At 68.2% G+C, this 26,052-nt stretch carries 19 protein-coding genes; 6 read left to right on the top strand and 13 right to left on the bottom strand.

What is annotated here, in order from left to right:
* Window positions 1–9 precede the first annotated feature (9 nt).
* From paaC to paaZ, 6 genes are all read left to right on the top strand, one after another.
* A complete protein-coding gene (gene paaC / locus ABT392_RS11930; RefSeq protein WP_395385688.1) occupies window positions 10–786 on the top strand; it encodes a 1,2-phenylacetyl-CoA epoxidase subunit PaaC in 777 nt (258 codons plus the stop codon).
* On the top strand, window positions 786–1,301 hold the full coding sequence (gene paaD, locus ABT392_RS11925) for a 1,2-phenylacetyl-CoA epoxidase subunit PaaD (protein ID WP_395385689.1): 516 nt from the start codon (window positions 786–788) through the stop codon (window positions 1,299–1,301). The genes paaC and paaD overlap by 1 nt, the downstream gene beginning before the upstream one ends.
* 24 nt (window positions 1,302–1,325) lie before the next feature.
* Window positions 1,326–2,405, top strand: coding sequence for a 1,2-phenylacetyl-CoA epoxidase subunit PaaE (gene paaE, locus ABT392_RS11920; protein ID WP_395385690.1), 1,080 nt, complete (start codon window positions 1,326–1,328; stop codon window positions 2,403–2,405).
* 19 nt (window positions 2,406–2,424) lie between these two features.
* The gene (locus ABT392_RS11915; RefSeq protein ID WP_334276067.1) at window positions 2,425–3,036 is read left to right on the top strand and encodes a TetR/AcrR family transcriptional regulator; all 612 of its coding nucleotides are present in this window, start codon (window positions 2,425–2,427) and stop codon (window positions 3,034–3,036) included.
* Between the two features lie 22 nt (window positions 3,037–3,058).
* Window positions 3,059–4,210 carry an ABC transporter substrate-binding protein gene (locus ABT392_RS11910; protein ID WP_395385691.1) on the top strand — a complete coding sequence of 384 codons (1,152 nt, stop codon included), beginning with the start codon at window positions 3,059–3,061 and terminating at the stop codon, window positions 4,208–4,210.
* Window positions 4,211–4,374: 164 nt separating this feature from the next.
* Entirely contained in the window at window positions 4,375–6,429 is a 2,055-nt protein-coding gene (paaZ, locus tag ABT392_RS11905) for a phenylacetic acid degradation bifunctional protein PaaZ (RefSeq protein ID WP_395385692.1), read from the top strand.
* A 72-nt stretch (window positions 6,430–6,501) separates the two neighbouring features.
* On the opposite strand, the gene ABT392_RS11900 is transcribed toward paaZ, so the two are convergent.
* From ABT392_RS11900 to ABT392_RS11840, 13 genes are all read right to left on the bottom strand, one after another.
* The gene (locus tag ABT392_RS11900; protein ID WP_395385693.1) at window positions 6,502–7,704 is read right to left on the bottom strand and encodes an RNA polymerase sigma factor; all 1,203 of its coding nucleotides are present in this window, start codon (window positions 7,702–7,704) and stop codon (window positions 6,502–6,504) included.
* A 20-nt stretch (window positions 7,705–7,724) separates the two neighbouring features.
* Window positions 7,725–8,072 carry a YciI family protein gene (locus ABT392_RS11895; protein WP_395385694.1) on the bottom strand — a complete coding sequence of 116 codons (348 nt, stop codon included), beginning with the start codon at window positions 8,070–8,072 and terminating at the stop codon, window positions 7,725–7,727.
* Between the two features lie 128 nt (window positions 8,073–8,200).
* Window positions 8,201–9,010, bottom strand: coding sequence for a substrate-binding periplasmic protein (locus ABT392_RS11890; RefSeq protein WP_334276063.1), 810 nt, complete (start codon window positions 9,008–9,010; stop codon window positions 8,201–8,203).
* 94 nt (window positions 9,011–9,104) lie between these two features.
* The gene (locus ABT392_RS11885) at window positions 9,105–12,458 is read right to left on the bottom strand and encodes a hypothetical protein (protein ID WP_464970780.1); all 3,354 of its coding nucleotides are present in this window, start codon (window positions 12,456–12,458) and stop codon (window positions 9,105–9,107) included.
* Window positions 12,459–12,477: 19 nt separating this feature from the next.
* Window positions 12,478–13,209 (bottom strand): carboxylesterase family protein, encoded by a 732-nt coding sequence (locus ABT392_RS11880; protein ID WP_334276061.1) that lies wholly within the window; start codon window positions 13,207–13,209, stop codon window positions 12,478–12,480.
* Window positions 13,206–14,303 (bottom strand): ABC transporter ATP-binding protein, encoded by a 1,098-nt coding sequence (locus ABT392_RS11875; protein ID WP_395385696.1) that lies wholly within the window; start codon window positions 14,301–14,303, stop codon window positions 13,206–13,208. Before ABT392_RS11875 ends, ABT392_RS11880 begins: the two co-directional genes overlap by 4 nt.
* Window positions 14,304–14,310: 7 nt before the next feature.
* Complete coding sequence (locus tag ABT392_RS11870; protein ID WP_395385697.1) at window positions 14,311–17,349, bottom strand: hypothetical protein; 3,039 nt, start codon at window positions 17,347–17,349, stop codon at window positions 14,311–14,313.
* Window positions 17,346–18,173, bottom strand: coding sequence for a carbohydrate ABC transporter permease (locus tag ABT392_RS11865; RefSeq protein ID WP_334276058.1), 828 nt, complete (start codon window positions 18,171–18,173; stop codon window positions 17,346–17,348). The genes ABT392_RS11870 and ABT392_RS11865 overlap by 4 nt, the downstream gene beginning before the upstream one ends.
* A complete protein-coding gene (locus ABT392_RS11860) occupies window positions 18,170–19,069 on the bottom strand; it encodes a carbohydrate ABC transporter permease (RefSeq protein WP_395385698.1) in 900 nt (299 codons plus the stop codon). Before ABT392_RS11860 ends, ABT392_RS11865 begins: the two co-directional genes overlap by 4 nt.
* Before the next feature lie 5 nt (window positions 19,070–19,074).
* Window positions 19,075–20,370 (bottom strand): sugar ABC transporter substrate-binding protein, encoded by a 1,296-nt coding sequence (locus tag ABT392_RS11855; RefSeq protein WP_395385699.1) that lies wholly within the window; start codon window positions 20,368–20,370, stop codon window positions 19,075–19,077.
* A gap of 79 nt (window positions 20,371–20,449) precedes the next feature.
* Window positions 20,450–21,877: a glucoamylase family protein gene (locus ABT392_RS11850; RefSeq protein ID WP_395385700.1), complete on the bottom strand. Its 1,428-nt coding sequence runs from the start codon at window positions 21,875–21,877 to the stop codon at window positions 20,450–20,452.
* Between the two features lie 69 nt (window positions 21,878–21,946).
* Window positions 21,947–24,862 (bottom strand): TonB-dependent receptor domain-containing protein, encoded by a 2,916-nt coding sequence (locus ABT392_RS11845; protein WP_395385701.1) that lies wholly within the window; start codon window positions 24,860–24,862, stop codon window positions 21,947–21,949.
* Window positions 24,863–24,920: 58 nt separating this feature from the next.
* Window positions 24,921–25,955 (bottom strand): LacI family DNA-binding transcriptional regulator, encoded by a 1,035-nt coding sequence (locus ABT392_RS11840; RefSeq protein ID WP_334276053.1) that lies wholly within the window; start codon window positions 25,953–25,955, stop codon window positions 24,921–24,923.
* Between the last annotated feature and the right edge of the window lie 97 nt (window positions 25,956–26,052).

Genomic DNA, 26,052 nt, shown 5'->3' with positions numbered 1-26,052 from the left:
TGCAGCGATATGTCTCAGCAATCCATCAAGGTGGGCTCCGCCCCCGAAGTCCAGTACCTGCTGCGCATCGGCGACAGCTGCCTGATCCTGGCCCAGCGCATCAGCGAATGGTGCGGCCATGCGCCCATCCTCGAGGAGGACATCGCGCTGTCCAACATCGCGCTGGACCTGATCGGCCAGGCGCGCGCCGTGCTCACGCATGCCGCCAAGCTTGACGGCCAGGGCCATGACGAAGACCAGCTTGCTTTCCTGCGTGACGAACGCCAGTACCTGAACCCGGTGCTGATGGAGCTGCCGCGCGGCGACTTCGCCTACACGCAGCTGCGCAACTTTGGTGTCGCGACCTGGCTGCTCCTGCTCTGGCGCCGGCTCGAAAATTCGAGTGATGCCGAAGTGGCAGCCATCGCCGGCAAGGCCGTCAAGGAAGCGGCCTATCACCAGCAGCATGCGGCCGACTGGGTGCTGCGTCTGGGCGACGGTACCGAAGAATCGGCGCAACGCATGAAGACCGCGCTGACTGCGCTGTGGCCCTACTTCAACGAGCTGTTCGATGCCGATGCGGTCGATGCTGCCGCGGCCGCTCAAGGCCTGGGCCCGGCCTGGTCGGACCTCAAGGACGACTGGCGCGCTGCCTTTGCCGAGGTGCTGGAAGCAGCGCAGCTCACGGTCCCCAAGGACAGCGGATTCCGCAGTGAAGGCCGGCTTGGCATGCATGGCGAACACATGGGCCATCTGCTCGCCACCATGCAATACCTGCAGCGCGCCTATCCCGGAGGCAAGTGGTAATGACGCCGCTGCCGATGGCCAACTCCTGCGGACGGCTGGAAGCCGCCTGGGAGGTGCTGCGCCAGATTCCCGACCCCGAAGTGCCGGTGATCACGCTGGCCGAGCTGGGCATCGTGCGCGACCTGCGCGAGACCGCGGGTGGCCTGGAAGTCGTACTCACGCCCACGTATTCCGGCTGCCCGGCCACCGAGCTGATCCAGGACGACGTGCGCGCCGCGCTCGCCGCCTTTGGCGAAGTCGAGATCGTGATGCAGCGCGCCCCGGCCTGGACCACCGACTGGATCACGGAAGCGGGCAAGCAAAAGCTCAAGGACTACGGCATCGCGCCGCCCGGCCCGGCGAGCGGCCCGCAGCCGATCCGGCTCGTGCACCGCGCTTCGCTCACCAAGCTCGCCTGCCCGCGCTGCGGCTCCGAGAACACCGAGAAGCTGTCGGCCTTCGGCTCCACGGCCTGCAAGGCGCTGTACCGCTGCCTCGCCTGCCGCGAGCCCTTCGAACACTTCAAACCCATCTGAACGATTCAAGAAAAAGAGACCGCCATGAGTCTTCATTTCCATCCTTTGAGAGTTCGCGAAGTCCGGCCCGACACCGACGAGGCCGTCATCGTCTCGTTTGATGTGCCCGCTGCGCTGGACGAGACCTTCCGCTTCACGCAGGGGCAATACCTGACCCTGCGCGCCGATGTGAACGGCGAAGACCTGCGTCGCTCGTACTCGATCTGCTCAGGCGTCGACGACGGCGAGCTGCGCGTGGGCGTGCGCAAGGTCGGCGGTGGCGTGTTCTCGAACTGGGTGCATGGCGCCTTGAAGGCCGGCGACGAGATCCAGGTCTTCCCGCCGCAAGGCCGCTTCTTCGTGCCGCTGGACCCTGCCATCAGCCGGCATTACCTCGGCATCGCCGGTGGCTCGGGCATCACGCCCATCCTCTCTCTGATGAAGACGGTGCTGGCTCGCGAGCCCAACTCGCGCTTCACGCTGCTCTATGGCAACCGGCGCCCGGCCTCGACCATGTTCAAGGAAGAGATCGAGGACCTGAAGAACCAGTACCTGACGCGCCTGTCGCTGCACCACGTGTTCTCGCGCGAAGCGATGGACGCGCCCTTGCAGGCCGGCCGCCTGGACGAGGCCAAGATCGGTGAGTACCTGCGCACACTCATCCCCGCCGCCGGCATCGACCATGTGTTCGTCTGCGGCCCGAATCAGCTGAACGACGAAGCCGAGGCCGCGCTCCTGAAAGCTGGCGTGCCCGAGGATCGCATCCACATCGAGCGCTTCGGCACACCCGAGATGCAGCAGGGCAAGCCGGCGCCGCACGAGGTGCAAGAGGGCGATGCCGACGCAGCCAGGGTGCTGGTGATCCGCGATGGCGTAAGCCGCGAGATCGAGTTCTCGAAGAACGACCCGAGCCTGCTCGATGCAGCAGCGCGTTCCGGCATGGACGTGCCGTTCTCGTGCAAGAGCGGTGTCTGCTCCACCTGCCGCTGCAAGCTGCTGGAAGGTGAAGTGCGGATGGACAAGAACTTCGCGCTCGACAAACATGAGCTCGCTGCCGGCTTCATCCTGAGCTGCCAGGCGCACGCCTTGACCCCGCGCGTGGTCATCTCCTTCGACGAACGCTGAACCCACAAGACCAACAACAATGGCAAGAGGACGAGCAGCAGGCTTCGACGCCACCCGCGATGAGATCCTGGAGCAGGCCGCGCGCCTGTTCGCGGCCAAGGGCTATCCAGGCACCTCGATGAACGAGGTGGCCGAGGCCTGCGAGGTGAGCAAGCCCACCCTGTACCACTACGTGCGCGACAAGCACGAGCTGCTGGTGCAGATCTGCGAAGACCATGTGCAGACGCTGGCCGCACTGGTGGAAGACGTGCAGGCGCAGAAGCTGGCGGCGGAGCCGCATCTGCGCGAGCTGATACGTCGCTTCGTGCAGGAGTACGGCCAGGCGCAGTACCAGCACCGGGTACTGACCGAAGACGTGAAGTTCCTGCAGGACGAAGACCGTGCGCGTTTGCTGGTGGTGGAGCGTGCCGTCGTGGCCGCCTTTGCCGATGCCGTGGCCGCTGTGCGCCCCGAGCTGGAGGCGGCACGCCTGCACAAGCCCCTGACCATGCTGCTCTTTGGCATGATCAACTGGACCTTCACCTGGCTCCGGCCGGATGGAGAGCTGAGTTACGAGGCCGTCGCCCCGATGGTGGCGGATCTCTTCTTTGGTGGACTCGGTGCGGTGAAGACCGCAGCCCCTTCTCTTTGACGAATTTCAACAGGAGACGATGATGAAGTTGATCAGCAAGCATCTGCTGGCCCTGGCTGCAGCGACCCTGGCTGTGGGTGCACAAGCCGACATCAATGTCGGCGTGACCGTTTCGGCGACCGGCCCTGCGGCCTCGCTGGGCATCCCCGAAAAGAACACCTTCACCCTCCTGCCGACGACCATCGCCGGCCAGAAGGTCAACTACATCGTGCTGGACGATGCGTCGGACACCACGCAGGCCGTGGCCAATACGCGCAAGTTCATCACCGAGCACAAGGTCGACGTGGTGGTGGGTTCCACCGTCACGCCGAACTCGCTGGCCATGATCGACGTGGTCTCGGAAGCGCAGACGCCGATGGTCTCGATGGCGGCTTCGGCTCGCATCGTCGAGCCGGTCGATGCCAAGAAGCGCTGGGTCTTCAAGACGCCGCAGAACGACATCATGATGGCCCTGGCGATTGCCACCCACATGGCCTCGCAAGGCGTCAAGAGCGTGGGCTTCATCGGTTTTGCCGATGCCTATGGTGAGGGCTGGTACGGCGAGTTCAACAAGATCGCCGGCATCAAGGGCCTGACCATCGTGGCCAGCGAGCGCTACAACCGCACCGACACATCCGTCACGGGCCAGGTCCTGAAGCTAATGGCCGCCAAGCCCGACGCCGTGCTGGTGGCCGGCTCCGGCACGCCCGCCGCGCTGCCGCAGAAGTCGCTGAAGGAACGTGGCTACACCGGCAAGATGTACCAGACCCATGGCGTGGCCAACAACGATTTCCTGCGCGTTGGCGGCAAGGACGTGGAAGGCACCTTCCTGCCTTCCGGCCCGGTGCTGGTGACGGCGCAGCTGCCGGCCGACCATCCGGTCAAGAAGAGCGCCGCTGACTATCAAGCCAGGTATGAAGCCGCCTTCGGCAAGGGCACCGTTTCCACCTTCGGCGGCCACGCCTGGGACGCCGGCCAGCTGCTGGCTGCCGCCATCCCCGTTGCGCTCAAGACCAAGGCCCAGCCGGGCACGCCCGCCTTCCGCGCCGCGCTGCGTGATGCGCTGGAAGGCCTGAAGGAAGTGCCGGGCGCCCACGGCGTGTTCAACATGTCGCCCAACGACCACCTGGGTCTGGACCAGCGCGCCCGCGTCATGGTCAAGATCGAGAACGGCACCTGGAAATACCAGCCCTGATCTGACGGGCATCTGGCTACTGCGCGGGGCGATCTAGGGCCTGCGGTGCTCGCCGTACGTCGGTACGGCTGTGCGCCTCAGACCCGACTTCGACCCGCTCGCTACGCCCTCTGCCCGCCAGATCCGCGCCGAGGCGCTACCGCATACCCCGCATCGAAATCGCCATGAGCACCAATCCCCCCATCCTCCAAAGCCTGATCGCCAACCGCTGGATAGGCTCGAACGCTGGCCGCCGCCTGGCCAGTGCGGTCAATGGCAAGCCCGTGGCGCTGACACATGCGGACGAGATCGACTTCGCCGAAAGCCTGGCCTTCGCAAGGGGTCAGGCCTTGCCTGCGCTCCTGAAGCTCGACTTCCAGCAGCGCGCCGCCACCCTGAAGGCGCTGGCCGCCTACCTGATGGAGCGCAAGGAAGCGCTTTACGCCATCTCGGCCCACACCGGCGCCACGCGGCCCGATTCATGGATCGACATCGAGGGCGGCATCGGCACCTTGTTCGCGTACGCCAGCATCGGCCGGCGTGAGCTGCCGTCGAGCAACATCGTTCATGAAGGCCCAGCCCAGCAGCTGGGCAAGGCCGGCCAGTTCTGGGGCAGCCATGTGCTGGTCCCCAAGCGCGGCGTGGCGGTGCACATCAACGCCTTCAATTTCCCGATGTGGGGGATGCTCGAGAAGTTCGCACCGAGCTTCCTCGCGGGCATGCCCTGTATCGTCAAGCCGGCCACGGCCACCAGCTTCGTGGCCGAAGCCTGCGTGCGCATGATTCATGAGTCCGGACTGCTGCCGGCGGGCGCCTTGCAGCTGATCATCGGCGGCTCGGGCGACTTGCTGGACCGCCTGGAAGAGACCGACGTGGTCACCTTCACCGGCTCGGCCGATACGGCCGCCATGCTGCGCGTCAACAAAAACCTGATCGCCCGCAGCATCCCTTTCAACGCCGAGGCCGACAGCCTGAACTGCGCCATCCTCGCGCCCGATGTGACGCCGGACGATCCGGAGTTCGAGCTCTTCGTCAAGGAAGTGGCGCGCGAGATGAGTGCCAAGGCGGGCCAGAAGTGCACGGCCATCCGCCGTGCCATCGTGCCTGCCAAGCATATCGACGCAGTGGCCGCCATGCTGCGCGAGCGCCTGGCCAAGATCAAGGTCGGTGACCCGTCCATCGAGGGCGTGCGCATGGGCGCGCTCGCATCCAAGGACCAGCAGGCCGACGTGGCCGAGCGCGTGGCGCTGCTGAGCGCCGGCAACGAAACCATCCTGAGCGCCAGGGACGGCTTTGCGCCGCTGGGCGAGGGCGTTGGCGATGGGGCCTTCTTCGCGCCGACGCTCTTGCTGTGCCGCCAGCCCATGAAGAACGACGCGGTGCACAACGTCGAGGCCTTCGGCCCGGTGTCCACCTTGATGGCCTACGAAGACCTCGATGAGGCCTTGGCCCTGGCGGCCAAGGGCCGCGGCAGCCTGGTGGGTTCGGTCGTCACCAAGACGCCGGCCATCGCTGCGCAAGCGGTATTCCATGCGGCGGCCTTCCATGGCCGCGTGCTGGTGCTGGACCGCGAGGCAGCGCCCGAATCCACAGGCCACGGCTCGCCGCTGCCGCAGCTCAAGCACGGCGGCCCCGGCCGCGCGGGCGGTGGCGAAGAACTTGGCGGCCTGCGTGCCGTCAAGCACTACCTGCAGCGCTGCGCGGTGCAAGGTTCGCCAACCATGCTCACGGCCATCACCGGCGAATACCAGCGCGGCGCCAAGGTGCAGGAAGACGTGGTTCACCCCTTCCGCAAATACTTCGAAGAGATCCAGGTCGGCGACTCGCTGCTCACGCACCGCCGCACGGTGAGCGAGGCCGACATCGTCAACTTCGGCGGCATCTCGGGCGACTACTTCTACATGCACTTCGACGAGATCGCCGCCAAGGACACGCAGTTCGGCCAGCGCATCGCGCACGGCTACTTCGTGCTCTCAGCCGCGGCCGGTCTTTTTGTCTCGCCAGCCCCCGGCCCGGTACTGGCCAACTATGGCCTCGACACGCTGCGCTTCGTGAACCCGGTCGCCATTGGCGACACCATCCAGGCCCGCCTCACCTGCAAGCGCCGCATTGACCGCGGCAATCGCCCCGACCAGCCGCCGCAAGGCGTCGTGGCCTGGGACGTGCAGGTGATGAACCAGCGCGGCGAGCTGGTGGCGAGCTATGACATCCTGACCCTGGTGGCGAAGAAGGCCGCTTGAGGCGGCGAGCGCTCCCCACGGGGGGCGCTCTGCCGCCGCTGCAGCCTGCCTTCGCCGGCCGGCCTGAGCCCTTCAGCCAGAGCCGAGAGCCGCCAGCTGGCGCTGCAGGTAGGCCCGCACCGCCGCTTCGCGTTCCAGACCGATGGCCCGCCGATACGCTTCCCCCGCCTCTGCGCTGCGCCCCGCGCGCGCCAGCAGCTCCGCCCGTGCCGCCCAGAACGGCTGGTAGTCGAGCAGCCTCGCATCGGCCGCCAGTCCATCCAGCGCCGCGAGCCCAGCATCAGGCCCATCGCGTCCCGCCAGTGCCACGGCGCGGTTCAGCGCAACGACTGGAGAGCCGGTCAGCGCCATCAAGGCGTCGTACAGCGCGACCAAGGCCGCCCAGTCGATGCGGCCCCGCCGCCGGCCGCTGGCATGGGCGGACTGCAGGGCCGCTTCGAGTTGGTAGCGCCCGGTGGGTCCGCCGGCGCTGGCCTGGCGCAGCAGGGCCTCGGCTTCCTCGAGCAGCGCGTGGTTCCAGCGGGTCAGGTCTTGCTCGGCCAGCGGCACATAGTCGCCGGCCGCGCTGAGGCGGGCATCGCGGCGCGACTCGCAATAGAGCAGCAGGGCCAGCAGGCCAAGGGCCTCGGGCTGGTCGGGCAGCAGCGAAGCGAGCAGGCGGGCCAGCCAGATCGCTTCTTCGCGCAGATTGCGCCAGCGGGCCTCGCTGCCGCTGGCGTCGGCCCAGGCCTCGGCGTAGCAGGCATAGATCGCATCCAGCACCGCCTCCAGCCGCGCCGGCAGTTCGGCAGGCTCGGGGACGGAGAACGGAATGCCCGCCGCGCGTATCTTGGCCTTGGCCCGCACGAGGCGCTGCGCCAGCGCGGCCGGCGCGACGAGAAAGCTGGCGGCTATCGTTGCTGCATCGAGCCCGAGCACGACCTGCAGCATCAGCGGCGCGCGCGCCTCAGGCGCGATGCCTGGATGGGCGCAGGCAAACAGCAGACCCAGGCGCGGGTCGGGCAGGATGCCGGGGTCGGCAGGCAGGGTGACCGTGTCGCCGATGATTTCCAGCTCGGCCGCGCCTTCCTCACCGCGCGCGAGCTTGCGCGCGGCATCGATCAACCGGCGCCGGGCTACGGTCAGCAGCCAGGCCTCCGGGTTGTCGGGCAGCTCGCGCGGCCAGTCCTTCAGCGCGGCGGCGCAGGCATCGGCGAGCGCGTCTTCGGCACCTGCCAGGTCGCGGTTGCGGCTGGCCAGCAGGGCGACGAGCCGGCCATGACTGCGCCGTATCACCGCCTCCAGCGTCGTGGCGACTACATCGCCCAGACCGGCCTCACTTCCATCGTGCCGTAGCTGGCACCGGGGCAGCGCGCCGCCCAGGCGATGGCGGCGTCCAGGTCCGGTGCCTCGATGACGTAGTAGCCGCCGAGCTGCTCCTTGGTGTCGGCATAGGGGCCATTCAGCACCTGGGTCTTGCCGCCGCTGACGCGCACGGTGGTGGTCATCTCGGCAGGGTGCAACCTTTCGCCGCCGAGCAGCACGCCGGCTTTCTGCAGGGCCTCGGTGTAGGCGTCGAACTCCGCCACGATGCGCGGCATCACTTCCGGGCCGGCCGCTTCCAGCGCATGGTCATCGCTGTAGATCATCAACAGGTATTGCATCTCATCGCTCCTTGCCAATGGGTTATGGGCTGTGACGACCCAACGTGAGCCGCCGCATGAATGACGCTGGGAAAACCTGCTGATCGACAGGTCGCTGAAAATTTCTTCTCCCCGACGAGGGCGCAGGCTCAGGGCAGCAGGCCCTGCCGCATCGCCGGTGACAGGTAGCGGGCCTGCAGTTCGCGGTACCAGCCGCTCTCGCGCAATTGCTCGCTGGCCTGCTCCAGGCGCTCGACGCAGGCTGCAGGCGTCAGGCGTGACACATAGATGCCCTCGTCAACGGCATCGGCCAGGTCCAGGTCGATGATGCGGATCTCGTCCAGCCAGCCTTCGGCCACCAGGGCCGACTCGAACACCGCCGGCAGGCCCAGGGCCGCGTCGCTGCGGCCGGCCTTGAGCATGCGCACGATGGTCAGCTGATCGCCGACCTGGCTGAGCCGGCCGGAGCGCTCCAGCTTCTCCACCAGGCTGTCAAAGCGCATGCCAAAAGCCTGGCCACGCACCAGGCTGATGGTCAGCGAGGGTGAGAACAGGTCGTCAGCCTTGCGCAGCCTGGCGGCACGATCCTTGCGCGCCATCAGCATCGCCTTGGCGCGACCCATCGGCAGCAGGCGCCCCCAGCCTTCGCGATCATCGGTGCGGGTGGCCATGGGTACCAGATCGACGGTGCCGCCCTTGAACTCATTGAAGGCGCGAATGCGCGGCATCTCGCGCCGCTCGATGCGCAGCCCGCTGCGGCGGCCCAGTTCGGCCATCAACTCCTCCGCCATGCGCTCCAGCGGCGAGCCCTGCAAGCCTGGCCGGGCGCTCATCGAGGACATGGCGGCCACGAGCGGGCGGGGGCAGGCCTGGGCAATGGCCGTGCCGGCAGGCAGCATCAGCAGCGTGGCAACAAGCAGGGCCGGGCGCAGGATCAGGGACAGCGTGGGGCGGGGCATGCCTGATGGTATGCGCCCCTGGCGCCCGCCCGGCTCAGCATTGCCCCCGATGCTGGCCCTGCCGGCCAGCCTCGTTTTGACCCGCCTCAATGGCTCAGCCGAGCTCGATCAGCAGCTTGTTGGGGCCGGCTTGCAGCGCCTGCAGCAGCACGGGCAGCGGCAGCCGGGCGCCGCCCAGCCGGTACGGGTTGCTGGCCCTCTCGAAAGCCAGGGGCTGGCCGTTGAGCTGCAGCGCCAGCGGCCCATGGCCCAGTGGCCCGACGCGATAGGCCAAATCGATCTGGAAGCCCTGCAGCTCGATCTGGGCGCTCAGGCCGTCCAGGGCGCTTGGTATCACCGGGTCCAGCGTCAAGTGGGCATGGCCCAGTTGCCAGCCGAGGAATCGCTGCACGATCAGGCCGATGGCAATGCCCGGGCCGCTGGAGTAGATGCGCCAGCCGCCGTCCAGCGGAACCTCGCCCGCCAGCGCCTGCGCGTAGTGCGCGCTGGCCTGGTAGCGGTCGGCAAAGCCGGCGTCGGAGCTGGAGAAATAGCAGTTGGCCTGGCGCAGCGAGGCCGAGGGCACGCGCTCGCGCAGCGCAATCGGATGGGCCTTGCCCAGCGCCGCGAAGAAGCGCCCGGCTTCGCCCAGGTGCGCCAGCATCTCGGCAAAGCGGAGATGGGCGTGCATGTACATCACGCCGATCTCGCGGCCGAAGAAGGCGCTGCTCTCGGCGCGCTGGAACAAGCGTTCGGGACCGCCCCGGTAGGGCATGGGCGCGTCGAACAACCTGGCGCCGTCCGGGCCGCTCAGGTGCTGCTCGATCAGGCCCAGCTGGGCGCGCGCCTGCTCGGGGCTCAGCATCTCCTCCAGCACCGCATGCATCATCGGCAGCAGGCTGAAATGAACGCCGGTGAGCCGGTCCTGCGGATGCAGCAGCAGCTCGGGTGCGCCGGGCTGGTCCGGGAACAGCGCATAGCCGGTGACCACGCCATCGACTACCAGCAGGCGCTGAAAGTCGGCCAGCACGGCCGCCGCTTCGGCTTGCAGGGCGAAAGCCTCGTCGGCGCGGCCCAGCTGCTGCAGCGCACGGGCCAGGCTCGCCAGCATCTGGTGATGCAGGGTCACGGTCCAGGCGCTGCACAGGCGCTCGCGCAACGCCGGGTCGGCCGGCTGCAGCGAATCGTTCCAGTCGCCATGCCAGTAGGCGGCCAGGCGGGTGCCAGGAATGCAGCGCTGGCGTATCAGCGCGAGCGCACGCTCGACGTGCTGCCACAGCGTGCCGCTGTCGCCACCGAAGAAGGGCAGCGGCTCGTCCAGCACGGCCGCGTCCTTGCTGGCGAGCAGGTAGCGGGCCAGGCCCAGCAGCGGCCAGAAGACGATGTCGCCATGCGAGTCGCCCGCGCGGACCTGGGCGTCGCGGTCGAAGAACATGAACCACTGCGGCCAGTCACCATCGGGGTTCTGGGCCGAGAACACGCGCAGCAGCAGGTCGCGCACCGGCGCGACATGACCGAGCGCCAGCAGCATCTCGAGCGGACCCTGGCAGACATCACGGGTGCCCCAGCCGCCGCCGGTGTACTGCTCCAGGCCGCGCGGCGAGAGGTAGTGCACCAGCGCGTTGTGCCGGTACCAGGGCAGGATGTCGGCCAACTGAGTGCTCTCGGCCTGCAAGGGGCTCGCCGCGCTCGCCTGCCAGGCCGGCAGGGCCACGGTGCCCGCCGCCGCCGGCTCGGCCTGGATCAGGCGGCCACGCAGCGTGAGGCCGAACTCGCTGAGCGCCTCGGTGCTCATGCAGGCAAACGGCTCGCCGCGTGGGCGGCCATCGGCATAGAGCAGCTCGTCGCCGCCCAGCTGCTGCGGCAGCGAAGCGGCATCGAAGTCCAGGCTGAAGCCGCCGCCCGGAAAACGCGCGGCCAGCTCGCTGCCTTGCGGCGCATCCAGCGCCACCTCATTGCCTTGGCGGCGCACGGTGCACAGGAGGGCTTCGCTGCCGCCACCGTCATCACCACCCAGCGCGAGATGCAGGCTCAGCAGCAGCCGCACCGGCGCGCCGGCCAGCACGCGCACTTGCAGCCGCATCGCGTCCGGTGCTGCCAACGCCTCGCTGCGCACCTCGATCAGGCCGGTCGCATGCTTGTAGAGCCAACGACAGGCGCTCTCGTCGACGCTTTCGCCGATCTCGAAAGCCGAGGGCAGGCCGAGCTGCTGCCAGCCCGCGCCTGCATCGATGAACAGTCGCAGGCCTTGCGAGCGATACAGGCCAAGCCAGCTGCGCTGCGTCGACAGGCCGCGGTTGAAGCTGACATGGCCCTGCGTCAGCATGGAATGGAAGACACCGCCCATCCACACGGTGGAGGTCAGCGCCGTCTCGTCCGGCACCAGGTGCCGCCCGCTGCGCAGGATGTGGCCATGCGGTCGCTGCAGGCGCAGCTCCTTGGCACGCAGCACCACGTGGCCGGCATCGGCCTTGAAGAAGGACAGCAGCTCACCTCGCTCGAACTCGGCATGGCGGCGTTCGCAGCCGAAGTGATGGTCGAGTTCCTGGCTGCTCAAGGACTCGCTGGCCAGCAGGGGCGCGCTGGCGAACAGCGATGGCGCGGCCTGCGCGAAGGCGCCGTACGGCATGGGGCCAGGTCTTGCCTCGGGCAGGGCCAGCACCTCGGCCACGCGGCCCAGGTCGGCCACCGAGCTGGCCTCGGGATGATCGTCCAGCAGCAGGCCGAAGAAGCCGAGCGAGGACTGCTGGCCTGGCTGCAGGGTGAGCGGCTCGTCCTGCAGGGCCAGCATCGCGTGCTCATGCTGAAGCCGGCTGCCCGGCAGGCCTTGCAGCACAGCCTTGGGCAGGCCGCCTTCGCGCAGGGCCAGGCCCTGCACCTGCAGGCCGTCGGTCGCGTAGCTGCAGGCGCGGCGCAGCGAACCCATCAGGGCCCAGGGGTGCAGGCCCTTGACCGCCATGTTCTGGCGCGCGGCCAGCAGGCAGCCGTGCTGCGGATGATCAAGCGGGCTGAGGTCGAGGTAATGGCTGACATAGTGTTCGTTGATGCGCACCGTGCCATAGGGTGCCAGCGCGATGTCCTGCAGCATCATTAGGTCGATCTCGGCCGTTGTGTCGCCGCGGTTCTCGACCTGCAGATGCCAGAACCAGGCCTTGGCCGATTCAGCCAGGCGCAGCTGCAGCTGGAGATGCAGGCCCAGCCATGCGCCGCTCGCGCCGTGGCTGTTCTCGCCGGCGTGCAAGTACAGGGGCGACAGCGGGCCCAGCAGCGGCGTGGCGCTCAGCGTGCCGTCCGGTCCCTGCCGGCGCAGCCAGAGGTTTGCCGGCGCGCCTTCGACCTCGTTGCCGGGAAACAGATTGATCAGCAGCTCACCGGCGTCGAAACGGCGGATCGCGCCGTTGGCGAGCAGCTGGACCTGCAGGCCGGCAGCGCTGTGCAGGCGGCGGGGATGGGAATGGGGCGCAGTCATGGGTATCAGGGTAAGGCTCTCAGCGTCGCTTCTGGGCCATCAGCCAGGGCACCAGCGCGGGGTCTTCGTAGGCGGGGTTCCAGGAGCCATGGCCCTCGCCGGGATAGATGATGAACTCGACGGTACCGCCGCAGGCTTTCAGCGCATTGACCGTGGCCTGCTGCTGCGCGATCGGCACGACAGTGTCGGCGTCGCCGTGATAGGCCCGCGCCGGCACCTGGCGTGCGTTGCATGCTGCGGCCGGGTTGCCGAAGCCGCAGACCGGTGCGATGGCGGCGAGGTCGTTCGGGAAGGCGGCCGCCCAGTCCCACACCCCATGGCCCCCAAGGCTCAGGCCGGTGGCGTAGACGCGGTCGGCATCGGCCGGCAGCTGCTTGAGCAGCACCTGCAGCATCGCATGCAGGCGCCTGGGGTCCCAGCGGGCACCGGCCTCGAGCTGGGGCGAGCAGACGATGAAGGGGTAGTGGCGGCCATTGGCAATGTGCTTGGGTGGGCCATGCACCTTGACCGCATCCAGGTTCTCGCCGCGCTCACCCGAGCCATGCAGGAAGATCGCGAGGGGCCAGGTCTTGCCCGGCTTCGTCGAACCTGGTGGCATGTAGAGCCAGCAGCGAACGGCGGGCAGGCCATCGGGCAGGCTGATCGTCCAGGCCTGCTGGCCTTCCTGCGGCTTTTGAGGCTGCGCGGCCTGCGCAGCGCCCGTGGTCAGCAGCAGCGGTGTCATCAGGACGGTGCGTCGATCGATGCTCATGAAGGTTGGGCGAGGGCGCGACCCTCGCTGTCGAAGACCAGCGCGTCAGCCGCGCCAAAGCCGAGGCTGACCGCGTGGCCGGCCTGCAGCGCGGTATCGGCCGGCGCGCGCGCAATGAGGCGTGCGCCGCCGCGGCTCAGCACATGAAGATAGGCCACGTCGCCCAGATGCTCCAGCATCTGCACGCTGCCATGCAGGGCCAGCGCGCTGCCTCCCGCAACCGTGGGCATGAGCTGCTCGGGTCGCAGGCCCAAGGTGAGCTTGTCACCCACCTTCAGGCCGCCTGCATTGACCGGCAGCTGCAGTTCGCCATCGGCGCCAAGCTCGAGGTGCAAGCCCTGCGAACTGGCAGCCAGCACGGTGGCCGGCAGCAGGTTGATCTTGGGCGAACCCAGGAAGCCGGCGACGAAGAGATTGGCAGGCCGGCGGTACAGCGCCAGCGGCGGGCCGGACTGCTCGATGCGGCCGCCGTTGAACACCACGATGCGGTTGGCCAGCGTCATCGCCTCGGCCTGGTCGTGGGTCACGTAGATGATGGTGGCGCCCAGCGTGGCATGCAGCCGCGCCATCTCCACCCGCATCTCGGTGCGCAGCGCGGCGTCGAGATTGGACAGCGGCTCGTCGAACAGGAAGATGCCCGGCCGGCGCACGATGGCCCGGCCGATGGCCACGCGCTGGCGCTGGCCGCCCGAGAGCTGGGCCGGATAGCGCTGCAAGAGCGGCGTGATGCGCAGCACCTCGGCGGCGGCGGCCACCGCGCGCTCGATCTCGGCCTTGGGCGTGTTGGCCAGGCGCAGGCCGAAGGACATGTTCTCGGCCACCGTCATGTGCGGATACAGCGCATAGCTCTGGAACACCATGGCCAGGCCGCGCTCGGCAGGCGGCACGTCGTTCATGGCCTGGCCGTCGATCAGCAGCTCGCCCGAGCTGATCTCTTCAAGGCCGGCGATGCAGCGCAGCAGCGTGGACTTGCCGCAGCCCGAGGGCCCGACGAAGACCACGAACTCGCCCTGTGCGACCTCGAGGTCGATGCCGTGAAGCACCTCGGTGCGCTCGAACTGCTTCTTGATGGCCCGCAGGCTCAGTGTGGACATGGGTGGCTCAATCTTGCTTGATCAATTGCACGACGGCGGGCGCGCGCGGCAGCAGCAGCTGGCGGCCCTGCCAGGGCAGTTCGCGGCCTTGATGCAGGGCGCGCGGCAGCGGGCCGTCGCCGGGCCAGGGCAGGCGGATGCCGCCATGCAGCTCGTGCAGCCTCGCCGTGCGCGCGGGCAGGTTCAGGGCCCAGCCGCCGGCCGTTCGCTGGATGCGGTAGTCGAGCAGGCCATAGGGCGTGGACAGGCCTCGCACCTCGATGTCGCCCGCGTCGAGCCAGGCGCGTTGCAGGCCGGCCGCGATCACCAGTGCGGCCTGTGGCTCGCGCTCATAGGCGAACAGGTCCAGCGCCGAACGGATGTAGTCGGACGACACCCAGGCATGCGGCATGTCGCCGAGGAAGCGAGGCTCGCGGTAGTCGGGCAGTACCACCTCGGCCCACTGGTTCCAGCCCTGCGGCCGCTGGTCCTTGAAGAAGAAGTCCAGCATCGCATGCGCCCGTTCGGGCTGTCCCAGGCGCACGAAGGCACCGACGGTGCGCAGCTCGTAGGGCGTGTAGTCCTTCCAGGCGCGGCGGCCTTGGGCGCGTGCGAGCGACTCCTGCCAGTAGCGCTCGAAGGTCTTTTCGAGCAGGCCCGGCGGCAACTGCTCCTGCGCCTGTGCGGGGTTCAGGGCCATGGTGGTGGACGTGGGGTCGAAGTCCCCGCGGTCGGCCGCGCCGACGATGTGATCGAGCTTGTGCACGCGGGCGCTGGCCTGGATGGCGGCCATCAGCTCGCGCTGGAATTCGTCGCGGCGGCCTTGCCAGGCCGGCAGCTCGGGCTTGTTCAGCCGCTCGGCGATCTGCACCGCGTCCTTCAGGCCGCGCAGGGTCCAGAAGTCGTCCCACAGCGCGTAGGCCGGCTTGTCGGAATAGCCTTCGTGGCTGATCGACGGCGGCATCAGGCCGAACAGGTGGGCGCGTGCCGGCGTGCTGTTCGTGGCCGTGCGCTCGCTCTGACGCTGCTGCTCGATCCAGTCGGCCACCTGCTGCACGCGCGGCCAGTGGCGGGCCAGCCATGCGTCATCACGGGTGTGGCGCCAGACCTCGGCCACGGCATAGAGGTACTGGCCGTGGCTGTCGTTTTCCACCACCGGGTCGGCACCGCGCTGGTCGACGCAGCAGGGCACCTTGCCCGAGGCGAACACCTGGCCGCCGTACCAGTCGACGAACTCGCGCGCCGCGTCCTGTTCGCCCAGGCGCAGCAGGCCGGCCACCATCATGGCGCCGTCGCGCACCCAGGAGCGGGCATAGGAGCGCGTGCCGGGCTGCAGCGCCGGGCCCTGGCGCGACATCAGGATCTGCGCCAGCGCGGTGCGCAGTGAATCGACGATGGGCTGGGCCGCCGGCGGCACCTGCAGCTGCACGCGGTTGAGGCGTTCGCGCCAATGCGCGGCGGCAGCCTCGAAACGTTGGTCGATGCGCTGCGTGCTGCTGGAGGGCGCGCTCCAGGCGATCGTGCGGCTGGCGCCGGGCGACAGCGTGATGCGGTACTGCAGCGCGGCGGAGGCCAGGGCCTGCGGGTCGGTGAGCTGCTGGAGCTTGGGGGCCGCTTGCAGGCTTGCCAGCGACAGGCCGCCGTCGAAAGGCAAGGCCGTCACGGCCTGCGGCCTTGCATCGGACGCAAGCACGGCCTTGCCATTGAGCATCAGCTGGCCATTTCGCCAGGCCACTTGCCCGACCTTGCTGACGCCGCCCTGCGTCGACAGGAACTGCTGCGGCGGATTGACCTGCCAGGGCCGCAGCGCCAGCGTGAACGTGAGGCTGAGAGGCTGCTTGCCCGGGTTGCGCAAGGTGTAGCGCGCCATCAGGGCCGATGCATCGCGAGTGCCGTCGGCCGCCGCTTCGATGACGAGCTCGATGGCCGGATGGCGCCAGTGCACGCGCGGCATCGGCAGATAGCCGTCGGCCAGGCTCTGGCCGAGCTTCACGTCGGCCCAGGTGATGGAGGTGCCGTCGGCCAGGCGGAGGCTGGGCTCGATGCTGGCTCCGCTGCGGTGCAGCTCGATGGCGCCGTCTTCGCTGACCAGGCCGGCCTGTGCCGCGCCGCCGTCCACGCCCACCAGCGTCCAGTAGTTCTGCTCGTTCAGCAAGGCGCGCGGCAGCTGGCCACGCGGCAGGGTGGCCGCTGCAGCCTTCAGCATCGCGTTGCGGTCCGGCCAGTCCTGCAGCGTGAGCTTCAGCGAGCCCGTGGCCGGCGTGCCGCGCAACTGGCGCACACGCAGCCAGCGCGCTTCGCTCTCGGGCAGGAACACGGTGTCGAGCCCGCCGTCACTGCCGCGCACCGCGCGCAAATTGCGCCACTGGCGGCCGTCGTCGGAGGCGAGCAGGTCGTAGTCGAGGCCGCGCAGCCCGGCCGGCCATTGCAGGGCCAGGCCCATGAACTCGCGCGCATGCTGGAAGTCGAAGTCCTGCGTCTGCGCGTCGACCCGGCGCTGCCGCGCCTCGGGCCACGGCGAGGGGTCTGGCGCGCGCTCCACCAGTGTCAAGCTGGAAAGGCACAGCGAGCCCTTGCCGCCTTCGCGACCGGCGCTGATGACCAGCTCCAGCGCCTCGGTGCGGCGCAGCGCCTTGTCTTCGCTCGGCCCCCAGGCAAAGCTGACATGGCGCTCGCGGATCTTCATCGGCGTTAGCCTGGCCGGCAGCGCCGTGTTCGGCCGGTTGATCCACCAGACGTTGTCGCCGCTGGCGTCCACAAACTTCATCTGCAGGTCGTTGGTGGCGCCGCTGCCCTTGATCGTGCCGACAAGCTCGAAGCGGCGCGGCCAATCGAGCGGCAGCGCGCGGCGCATCACCGCATAGCCCGAGACGCCGGCGAAGTCGTAGTCCAGGCACAGGCTGGCGTCGGAGCTGTCGCGCCGCAGGCTGGCGCGCACCTGGTCGGAGGCGAGGGCCTTCCATTGAGCGATGTCGCTGCCGTCCGCAACCAGGCGTGGCGCTGCGGCCAGCGCCGGCGAACCCGCCAGCAGCAGGGAGCAGGCGAGGAGTGCAAGGTAGCGCCTCACTTGACGCTCCCCATCAGCAGGCCTTGCATGTAGTAGCGCTGCAGTGCCAGGAAGAGCACGAGCACCGGCAGCACGGTGATCACCGCACCGGCCATCATCAGCTCGCTGTCCTGCACATGCTCGCGCGAGAGCGAGGCCAGGGCCACCGGCAGCGTGTACATGTCGCCATCGGTCAGCACGATCAGGGGCCACATGAAGTCATTCCAGCTGCCGAGGAAGGCGAACACGGCCAGCGTCACCAGCACCGGCTTCAGCACCGGCAGCACCACAGAGAAGAACAGGCGGAACTCGCCGGCGCCGTCCATGCGGGCGGCCTCGATCAGCTCGTCCGGAATGCCCCTGGCGTACTGCCGCACCAGGAAGATGCCGAAGATGCCGGCAAGACCTGGCACCAGCACACCGCCCCAGCTGTTCACGAGCCCCAGGTTCTTGAGCATCAGGAACAGCGGCAGCATGGCCACCTGGCCCGGTATTACCAGGGCCGCCAGCAGCAGGGCGAACAGCGATTCGCGGCCGGCAAAGCGCAGCTTGGCGAAGGCATAGCCGGCGAGCGTGTTGAACAGCGTGGAGATCAGCGTGGCGGCAATCGCCAGGCCCAGGCTGTTCGCGAATGCCGTGGCAATGCCGCCATGCAGGACCAGCTGCCGGTAGTGCGCCAGCGTAGGGTTGGCAGGCAGCAGCGGCGGCGGATAGGTGCTGGCCGCACCGCTGGGCATCAGCGAGACGGAGAGCATCCACAGCAATGGGAACAAGGCGAGCACTGCGGCCAGCAGCAGCAGGCCGTTGACGGCAAGCGCCGCGACGGTGTTGGATCGGCGCTTCATGCGGCACGCCCCGCGGTCAATCGAGCAGCCAGAGCCATCAAGCCCTTGGTCACCACCACGATCAGCAGGAACAGCAGGAAGGCCACTGCCGAGGCCTGTCCCAGGTTCCACCACTTGAAGCCTTCTTCATACATCAGGTAGAGCACGCTGACCGTGCTTTGCAGCGGGCCGCCCTGCGTCATCACATAGGGTTCTGCAAATAGCTGGAAGTAGCCGGCCGTGGTGAGAATGGACACCATCAGCAGCGTGGGCGCGAGGCTGGGCAAGGTGATGTGGCGGAACAGCGCCCAGGGCTTGGCACCATCGAGCCGCGCGGCTTCGTAGAGGTCTTCGGGCACGGCCTGCAGTGCGGCGATGAAGATGATCATGTTGCCGCCGAAGTTCTTCCATACGGCGAACAGGATGATGGTGGGCATGGACCAGGTCGGGTCGCCCAGCCAGTCGATCGGGTCGATGCCCAGGCCCTGCAGCGCATGGTTCACCAGGCCGTACTTGACGTGGAACAGATAGCGCCAGATCACGGCCACGGCCACCAGGGTGGTCACCACCGGCGCAAACAGCGCCGTGCGATAGAGCGGCTTGAAGCGCGCCAGTTTGCTCTGCAGCAGCACCGCACAGCCGAGCGAGACCGCAATCGACAGCGGCACGCCGATGGCGACGAAGTAGGCCGTGTTGCCCAGCGCCTGCCAGAACAGCGGCATCTGCAGCACATGCAGGTAGTTGCCGAAGCCCTCGAAACGCAGGTTGCGCAGGTCGGCCAGCGCATAGATGTCGAAGTCGGTGAGGCTCAGGGCCAGGCCCATTGCCACCGGCAGCACGAAGAACAGCGCGATCACCGACAGCGCGGGCGCGATGAAGCCGATGGCGGCCCAGTGTTGACGTTGTCGGTGCAGCATGGCTTTCAGCTCCTGGACCCGCGGTCCAGCATCCAGCGGCGCTTCTCGAGCAGCGCATCCACACGCACGTCGAGCGCGCGCGCGGTGCTGTGCACGTCGCTGCGTTCGTGGATGGCGCGGGCAGCAAACAGCTGCATCTCCTGCACGATGCGCTCCCACTCCGGCACGGCAGGCGCCGGGCGCACGCGCTCCAGCTGCTCGGCGTAGGCGGCGGCGTAGCGGTCCTGCGCCAGCGAGGCGCCGTCCATGGGCAGTGCCCAGCTGCTGCGGCGCGGCGGCAGATTACCGGTGAGGCGGTAGAACTGCAGCTGCACGGCCGGGCGGCTCAGGTACTCGATCAGCTTCCAGGCCAGCGGCTTGACGCTGGAGCGCTTGAACATCACCAGGCTGGCGCCGCCGGCGATGGAGGCACCCGGGCCGGTGGGGCCGGGCAGCGGCGCGGTGCTCCAACTGCTCTGCAGCTCGGGCGGCAGGCGGCGCTTGAACTCGCCGATGTTCCAGGGCCCCGAGATGTAGAAGGCAAAGCTGCCACGGCCGAACTCCTGCCAGAGATTGGCCACCTGGTTGTTGCTGATGCCGGGGGCATAGCCGTCGGCGAACAGGCGCAGATAGAAGCGCAGGGCCTGGGTGAAGCCGGCGCCTGCGAAGTTGCCGCGCCGGCCGCCTTCTCGCAGCAGCGGCTCGCCCTGCTGCAGAGCCAGCGCCAGCAGCGGCTCGAATTCATTGGTAGGCAGCAGGATCGGCGTGGCCATGCCGCCGGCCTGCAGTGCGCCCAGGCAGCGGTGCCATGCGGCCCAGTCGGTGGGCGGCTTCTGGAAGCCGGCTCTGGCCAGCAGGTCGTGCCGCACATACATGAGCCGCGTGTCCACATACCAGGGCACGCCGACGCGGCGGGCCGCCACTTCGTTGGTCTGCCAGATGCCTTCGAAATAGTCGGCCGCTGCGAGCGAGGGCGTTCTTGGCAGCCAGTCGTCCAGCGGCTCCAGCGCACCGAGCGCCGCCATCTCGGGCAGCCAGGTGTTGCCCATCTGGGCCACGTCGGGCGTGGCGTCGCCGGCAAAGGCGGTGAGCAGTTTTTCGTGCGCGGCCGTCCAGGGCAGGGCCTCGATGCGCAGGTTCACGCCGGGGTTCTCGGCCCTGAAGCCGGCGAGCAGCTCCGCCGCCACTTCGCCCTCGCGACCCATGGCCCAGAAGCGCAGCGTGTTCGCATCCTGCGGCTTGCATGCGCTCAGGAGCGCAGGCGCAGCGGCAGCCGCACCGAGCCAGGCGCGGCGGGTCCAGGCGCGCGAGGCTTGGGTCATTTCGAGGACTCCTGCCGGGCCGCCCCAAGGGAGCACTGCGCCCCCGTGGGGGGCAGGGAACGAAGTGAACGTGGGGGCTTCATTTCAGCCAGCCGCCGGTGAAACCGGCGCGCTTCAAGCCGCGCTTGAGCCATTCGCTGCGCCGCGTTGTCTTCCAGACGATCTCGCCGCGGTGGTTGCCCAGCATGGCGATCAGCGGGCCCTGGTCGATGCCCAGCATGTCCACGTCCACCCAGCCAAAGCCGGGGATGAGCTTGCCGTGCGTGAGCTTCACGTCGGTGAAAGTGAAGCTCGGGTTGAAGGCGTCGACGAAACCGTACTTGCCATAGATGTGCTGGCCGTAGCGCTCGCGCATCGTGCGCAGGGCAGGGATCACGATCTCGGGTGCGAAGGCGATGGACGAGCCGGCGCCATACGGTGCCAGCGTGCCGTCGTCGTAGGTGTGGGCGCCGCCCATGCCACGGCCGGCATAGCTGATGAACTTGCGCTTCTTGCCCTTGAACTCGCGCACAACGTCGGCCGGGCCATCGCTGGCGGTCACGCCCCAGACGTTTTCGCCGTAGCCCGCCCAGCCCTCGGGGTTGGCGATGGCATAGGCGCGTTGCGCGTAGGTGGCGCGGCGCGAGTTCTCGAAATAGTCGATGCCGCGGCCGCGCATATAGGCGTCGGCGATGCCGCGGAAGTCCACCCAGCAATGGGTGAACTGGTGGCCGAACAGCGGCGGGAAGCGCAGATAGGTCTGGCCGTACTCGCTGCCCCAGCTGGCGCGGTTGTAGGTGCTGGTCCAGGCGTCCCAGGCGGCGGGCTCCACGGCAAAGGTGGTCGAACCGAGTGCCAGCAGGTACACCAGCATGGCCTCGTTGTAGCCCTTCCAGTCGGAGCCGAGAAAGCCCTGCTCGGGGTCCCAGCCATGCGAGATCGAAGGCGGGCGGTGCTGCGCCCAGCGCCAGTCCACGCGGGCATAGATCTCGTCGGCCAGACGGCGGATGTCCTGCTCGTCCTTGTCCTTGCCGTCAAACCAGTCGCGGCAGAACAGCATGCCGGCCAGCAGCAGGGCGGTGTCCACGGTCGACAGCTCGCAGCGGCCGAAGCGGTGGCCGGTCTTCATGTCGAGGAAGTGGTAGAAAAATCCCTTGTGGCCCGACACGCCCGAGGCCTGCGGTCCTTGCGGCGCGGCATGGAAGAAGCGCAGCGTGGTGAGCACGCGTTCGCGCGCCTGGGCCCGGCTGATCCAGCCGCGCTCCACGCCGATGGGATAGGCCGTGAGCGCAAAGCCCACCGCCGCGATGCTCGCGAACGAGGGCGTGGGCCAGCGGTCGGGCGCCAGGCCGGTGCGGGCGTCGGTGGTGTCCCACAAGAAGTTGAAGGTGCGCTGCTCGAGGTCGTCGAGCAGGGCGGTGTCGGCGTCTGGCTTGGCCCAGCCTGGGGCCGCGCCCAGCAGCGCGCCAGCGCCGGCCAGGCCAAGCAGGGCGCGTCGGTTCAGGCCGGGCGAGAGCTTGCGATTCATGTTCAGGCAGGAGAAAGCGGTGCGGGCCTCATGGCCCGCACCATTGTTGCGTCAGAAAGAAGACCGTCCTCAGAACTTGACGCTGGCCACCAGGCGGTAGGTGCGCATGTCGCCGCGCATGCTGTTGGGCTTGCCCAGGTTCAGGTTGTCGCCGCCCACCGCGTTCTTGGTGCCGCCGGCGCCCACCGGGCCACCGCCCCAGTCGTCAAAGCCGCCGTAGTTCTTGGCGTTGAAGAGGTTCAGCGCATCCAGGCGCAGGCCCAGCTTGTGGCCGATGACGGCGAACTCCTTGCTCAGGCCCAGGTCGAACTGCTTGAACGCGGTGGCGTCGCCTTCCACGCTCACGCATTTGTCCCAGCCTGCGGCGCAGCTGGTGATGCGGCGCGGCATGCCGCTGGCCCAGGTGGCCTTGCCCGAGAGGCTCATGCCCCAGGGCAGCAGCTTGTCGGTGACACCGGCCACCACCAGGCGCTGTTTGTCGACCAGGGTCGACGGGTTCCAGCCGTGCGTGGCGCGGCCATAGGTCCAGTCGAAGATGTCGTTGTTCCACTCCTTGCTGGTGGTCTTGGCATTGCTGTAGGTGTAGGCCACGTTCATGGCCCAGCCGGAGGCCACGGTGTAGGGCTTCTCGAACTTCACCAGCACCGAGTCGGTCTTGGTCTCGCCGACGAAGTCGCCGAGGATCAGCGTGCCGTAGCCATCAGGCCCGCCCCACAGCGGGTCGATCGGGCTCTGGTTGGCCCAGCCGCCGTTGGCGTCGCGGTTGCCGCCGAACCAGACGAACTGGTTCTTGGCCTTCACGCTGGACAGCGCGAATTCGGCGTTCCACTCACCCATGCCCTGACGCAGGCCCACGGTGAGCTGGTCGGCGAAGGGCATCTTGAACTTGTTCTTGATCATCCAGATCTCGCCGCCGGCCTGCTCGTTCTTCTGCAGCTCGTCGAGCGCATGGTTGGCCATGGTGCGGTCGTAGCTGCGACCCCAGCCGCCGAAGATCACGCTCTCGCGGTTGCCGAACAGGTCATACGAAGCGCCCAGTCGCGGTGCCAGTCCGCCCTTGAAGGCCTGACGCGAGCTGCCGGTGCTGATGAAGTCGTCGATGTTGACGCCGCCCTTGGCCAGCGACTGCGCATAGGTCTGGCCAGCCGCCGGCGTGAAGCCATAGCGCGGCACGTCGAGCTTCTTCAGCGCGGCGACGCGCGCGGCCGGCGTCACGTAGCTGTTGTTGAGCATGTTGCTCTCGTAGTCGTAGCGCGCGCCGATGTTCAGCTCGAACTGCTTGGTGACGGCCCAGTCGTCCTGCAGGTACAGGCCCATCTGGTTGTTCTTGAACGAGGCAGCAGCGCCGGGAATGGCGCGGCGGATGAAGCACTGGTCGCTGTTGTTGCCGCCGTTGGTGATGTTGGTGCCCGTGCAAGCCGTGCCGTTGTAGTAGGCCAGGCCGGTGACGTTGTCGATGATGGTCTCGACCGTGTCCACGCCGAAGGCCGTGCCCGAGAGGTCGTACTTCATGGCCTTGAACTTGGCGCCGCCCTTGAGCACATGGCCCGAGATGCCGGTGTAGGTCAGGTCTTCGGAGATGAAGCTGCCCCTCTGGCCGCGCTTCTGCGCGTTGGGCGAGCCGCCGGTGAACAGCACGTCCTGCGAGTTGCTCAGCGCATTCTGGCCGGCCGGCGACACCTTGTACTTGATGAAGGCGGAGCTGGCTGCCGAGCGCGGGTTCCACACATAGTCTTCATAGCCGACGCGGGCTTCGCTGAACCAGCCGCCGCGCGCCCATTCGTGCTTGATGTCGAACCGGGTCTCGTCGTTCTTGCGCTCCACGTCGTTGCCCGGCGCGCTCAGGTCGCGGCTCTCGGGGGAGTGGTCGGCTTCGCGGCGCACGCGCAGGCTCACGCTGATGCGCTGCTCATCGTCGAGCTGCGCGTCGATCTTGCCGAACAGCAGGTGTTCCTTGAAGTTGTCGACCTGGCTGCCCTGGAAGCCGGCGATGGTGGGCACGATGCCCTTGCCGGTGGGCAGCATGTTGACGTTGCGCGGCACGATCTGGCGCGAGTCGTCGATGCTCTTGCCGTCGTAGGCGAAGAAGAAGTGCGCCTGATCGCGCACGATGGGGCCGCCCAGGCTGAAGCCGTATTCCTTCTTGGACGAGGGCGGCAGTGCCACGCCTGCGGCCTCGCGCTCCTTCTCGAAGGGGTTCTTCTGGCGCCAGTTGGTGCCGGTGCGATCGACATAGGCCTCGCCGTGCAGCTCATTCGTGCCCGACTTGGTGATGGCCGTGATGGCCGCGCTGCTGACCTGCTCGAACTCGGCCTTGTAGTTCTGGCTCAAGACCTTGAACTCGGAAATGGCCGACTGCGGAAACGGATTGCCGCGCGAGCTGTCCTGGCCGCTCAGGCCGCCGCGCAGGATGTTGTTCTTCTGGCCCACGCCGTCGATGAACACATTCACGTGGTCGAAGTTCTGCGCGCCACCCTGGATCTTGGTGTTGCCGCTCTGGTCGGTCGAGAAGGCCACGCCCGGGGCGAGGTCGGCCGAGCTCAGGAAATTGCGTGTGGTCTGTGGCAGTGCCGCAATCATGCGCTGGGAGACGTTGGTGCCCAGCTGCGAGTCCTTCACGCCCTGGCGGGCGCTGCTGCCGGCCACGACGACGCGCTCGAGCTGCTGTGTATTGGCGGTGAGGTCCACCGAGGCGGTTTCACCGACCTGCACCGTGATCGGCTGCGACTTCACGGCGCCGATGCGGATCTCGTAGACACCCGGTGCCAGGCCGGTGAGCACATAGCTGCCGTCGGCCAGCAGAGTGGCGCGATAGGTGTTGCCATTGGCCTGGTTCACGGCCGTGACCACGGCGCCGGCTTGTGCGCTGGCGACCTGGCCCTTGATGGTGGCCGTGCTCAGCTGGGCGTGGGCAGCGCCCGCCAGTGAGAGCGCGACCGCGGCGGACAGCGCGTGGCGCTGGAATCGGTTCAATCGGTACTTCATCGTTGTCTCCTGTCTTGACTTGTTGTGTCTGTCGCTTGTGATCAGGGGGAGGTCGAACTCAATGAGCGTTCGATGGCTTGCGGGTTTGCGGCTGCGGCGGTGGCGGGCCGGTGCCGCAGGAGCGGCGCAGCACCATTTCCACGGGCATCACGGTGGCCGGATGCTCAGCGCCGTCGGGGTTCTCGAGGCCCTTGGCCAGCGCGTCGAGCGCGGCGGCGCCCAGGGCGGCAATGGGCACGCGGATCGTGCTCAGCGCCGGGCTGACGTAGCGGGCGATGGGGATGTCGTCGAAGCCGGCGATGGCGATGTCGTCCGGCACGCTCAAGCCCGCCTCGGCCAGCGCGGTGAGGCAGCCGATCGCCATCATGTCGTTGCCCGCGAAGACGGCATCGGGTCGAGCCTTGGCCTGGGCGATCTTGCGGCCGGCGCTCCAGCCCGAGGCCTCGCTGAAGTCGCCCTCGAATACCAGCTCCTTCATGCCCGGGCGCAGGCCGGCGCGGTAGCCGCGCAGCCGCTCCTGGGCTTCATGGTTGCCGGCCGGGCCGCCGATGAAGGCGATGCGCTGGCGGCCCGAGGCGGCCAGGTGGGCTGTCATGGTGCGCGCGCCGCCGAAGTTGTCGACCTGAAAGCGGGCGTGCCCCGGCAGGTCCACGTCGGTATTGAGCAGCACGGCCGGCAGGTTGACCGGCAAGTTGTGCGAGAGAAAGCCGGCATCGGCATGCGGCGACATCACCAGCAGACCATCGACCCGGCCATTCATGGCGCGCAGCGCTGCGGCGGCCTCGTCGGCATCGTCATGCGAGCTCGACACCAGCAGATGCAGGCCCCGGGCGCGGGCGGCCTGGTCGATGCCGCGTATCAGCTCCGAGAAGTACTCGCCGTGCAGGTCGGGCAGCAGGGCGCCGATGGTGTCGGTGCGCCGCGTGATCAGGCTGCGGGCCGCGCCCGAGGGCGTGAAGCGCAGCTCGCGGGCGGCGTCGAGGATGCGCTGCTTGGTTTCGGGCAGCACGTTCTCGGCGCCGTTGAGCGCACGCGACACAGTGGCAACCGAGACGCCGGCAACACGGGCGACATCCTTGATGGTGGCGGGCATGGGGTCTTGTCTCCGGCCTGGAACTCAGTCGTTCCGGCTCATGTAAAGGTTTTCATGATTAGACATGGCGACACATGGGCTCGTGTAATCGTTTACA

Source organism: Paucibacter sp. JuS9 (assembly GCF_044043925.2).
Taxonomy (GTDB): Bacteria; Pseudomonadota; Gammaproteobacteria; order Burkholderiales; family Burkholderiaceae_C; genus JAUASW01.
This window is presented reverse-complemented; position numbering and strand designations above follow the sequence as displayed.

What these genes read in the sequence shown, in the direction of transcription:
- paaC (WP_395385688.1), top strand. Translation starts at nt 10, where the DNA reads ATGTCTCAGCAATCCATCAAGGTGGGCTCCGCCCCCGAAGTCCAGTAC.
- paaD (WP_395385689.1), top strand. Translation starts at nt 786, where the DNA reads ATGACGCCGCTGCCGATGGCCAACTCCTGCGGACGGCTGGAAGCCGCC.
- paaE (WP_395385690.1), top strand. Translation starts at nt 1,326, where the DNA reads ATGAGTCTTCATTTCCATCCTTTGAGAGTTCGCGAAGTCCGGCCCGAC.
- ABT392_RS11915 (WP_334276067.1), top strand. Translation starts at nt 2,425, where the DNA reads ATGGCAAGAGGACGAGCAGCAGGCTTCGACGCCACCCGCGATGAGATC.
- ABT392_RS11910 (WP_395385691.1), top strand. Translation starts at nt 3,059, where the DNA reads ATGAAGTTGATCAGCAAGCATCTGCTGGCCCTGGCTGCAGCGACCCTG.
- paaZ (WP_395385692.1), top strand. Translation starts at nt 4,375, where the DNA reads ATGAGCACCAATCCCCCCATCCTCCAAAGCCTGATCGCCAACCGCTGG.
- ABT392_RS11895 (WP_395385694.1), bottom strand. Translation starts at nt 8,072, where the DNA reads ATGCAATACCTGTTGATGATCTACAGCGATGACCATGCGCTGGAAGCG.
- ABT392_RS11890 (WP_334276063.1), bottom strand. Translation starts at nt 9,010, where the DNA reads ATGCCCCGCCCCACGCTGTCCCTGATCCTGCGCCCGGCCCTGCTTGTT.
- ABT392_RS11885 (WP_464970780.1), bottom strand. Translation starts at nt 12,458, where the DNA reads ATGACTGCGCCCCATTCCCATCCCCGCCGCCTGCACAGCGCTGCCGGC.
- ABT392_RS11880 (WP_334276061.1), bottom strand. Translation starts at nt 13,209, where the DNA reads ATGAGCATCGATCGACGCACCGTCCTGATGACACCGCTGCTGCTGACC.
- ABT392_RS11875 (WP_395385696.1), bottom strand. Translation starts at nt 14,303, where the DNA reads ATGTCCACACTGAGCCTGCGGGCCATCAAGAAGCAGTTCGAGCGCACC.
- ABT392_RS11865 (WP_334276058.1), bottom strand. Translation starts at nt 18,173, where the DNA reads ATGAAGCGCCGATCCAACACCGTCGCGGCGCTTGCCGTCAACGGCCTG.
- ABT392_RS11860 (WP_395385698.1), bottom strand. Translation starts at nt 19,069, where the DNA reads ATGCTGCACCGACAACGTCAACACTGGGCCGCCATCGGCTTCATCGCG.
- ABT392_RS11855 (WP_395385699.1), bottom strand. Translation starts at nt 20,370, where the DNA reads ATGACCCAAGCCTCGCGCGCCTGGACCCGCCGCGCCTGGCTCGGTGCG.
- ABT392_RS11850 (WP_395385700.1), bottom strand. Translation starts at nt 21,877, where the DNA reads ATGAATCGCAAGCTCTCGCCCGGCCTGAACCGACGCGCCCTGCTTGGC.
- ABT392_RS11845 (WP_395385701.1), bottom strand. Translation starts at nt 24,862, where the DNA reads ATGAAGTACCGATTGAACCGATTCCAGCGCCACGCGCTGTCCGCCGCG.
- ABT392_RS11840 (WP_334276053.1), bottom strand. Translation starts at nt 25,955, where the DNA reads ATGCCCGCCACCATCAAGGATGTCGCCCGTGTTGCCGGCGTCTCGGTT.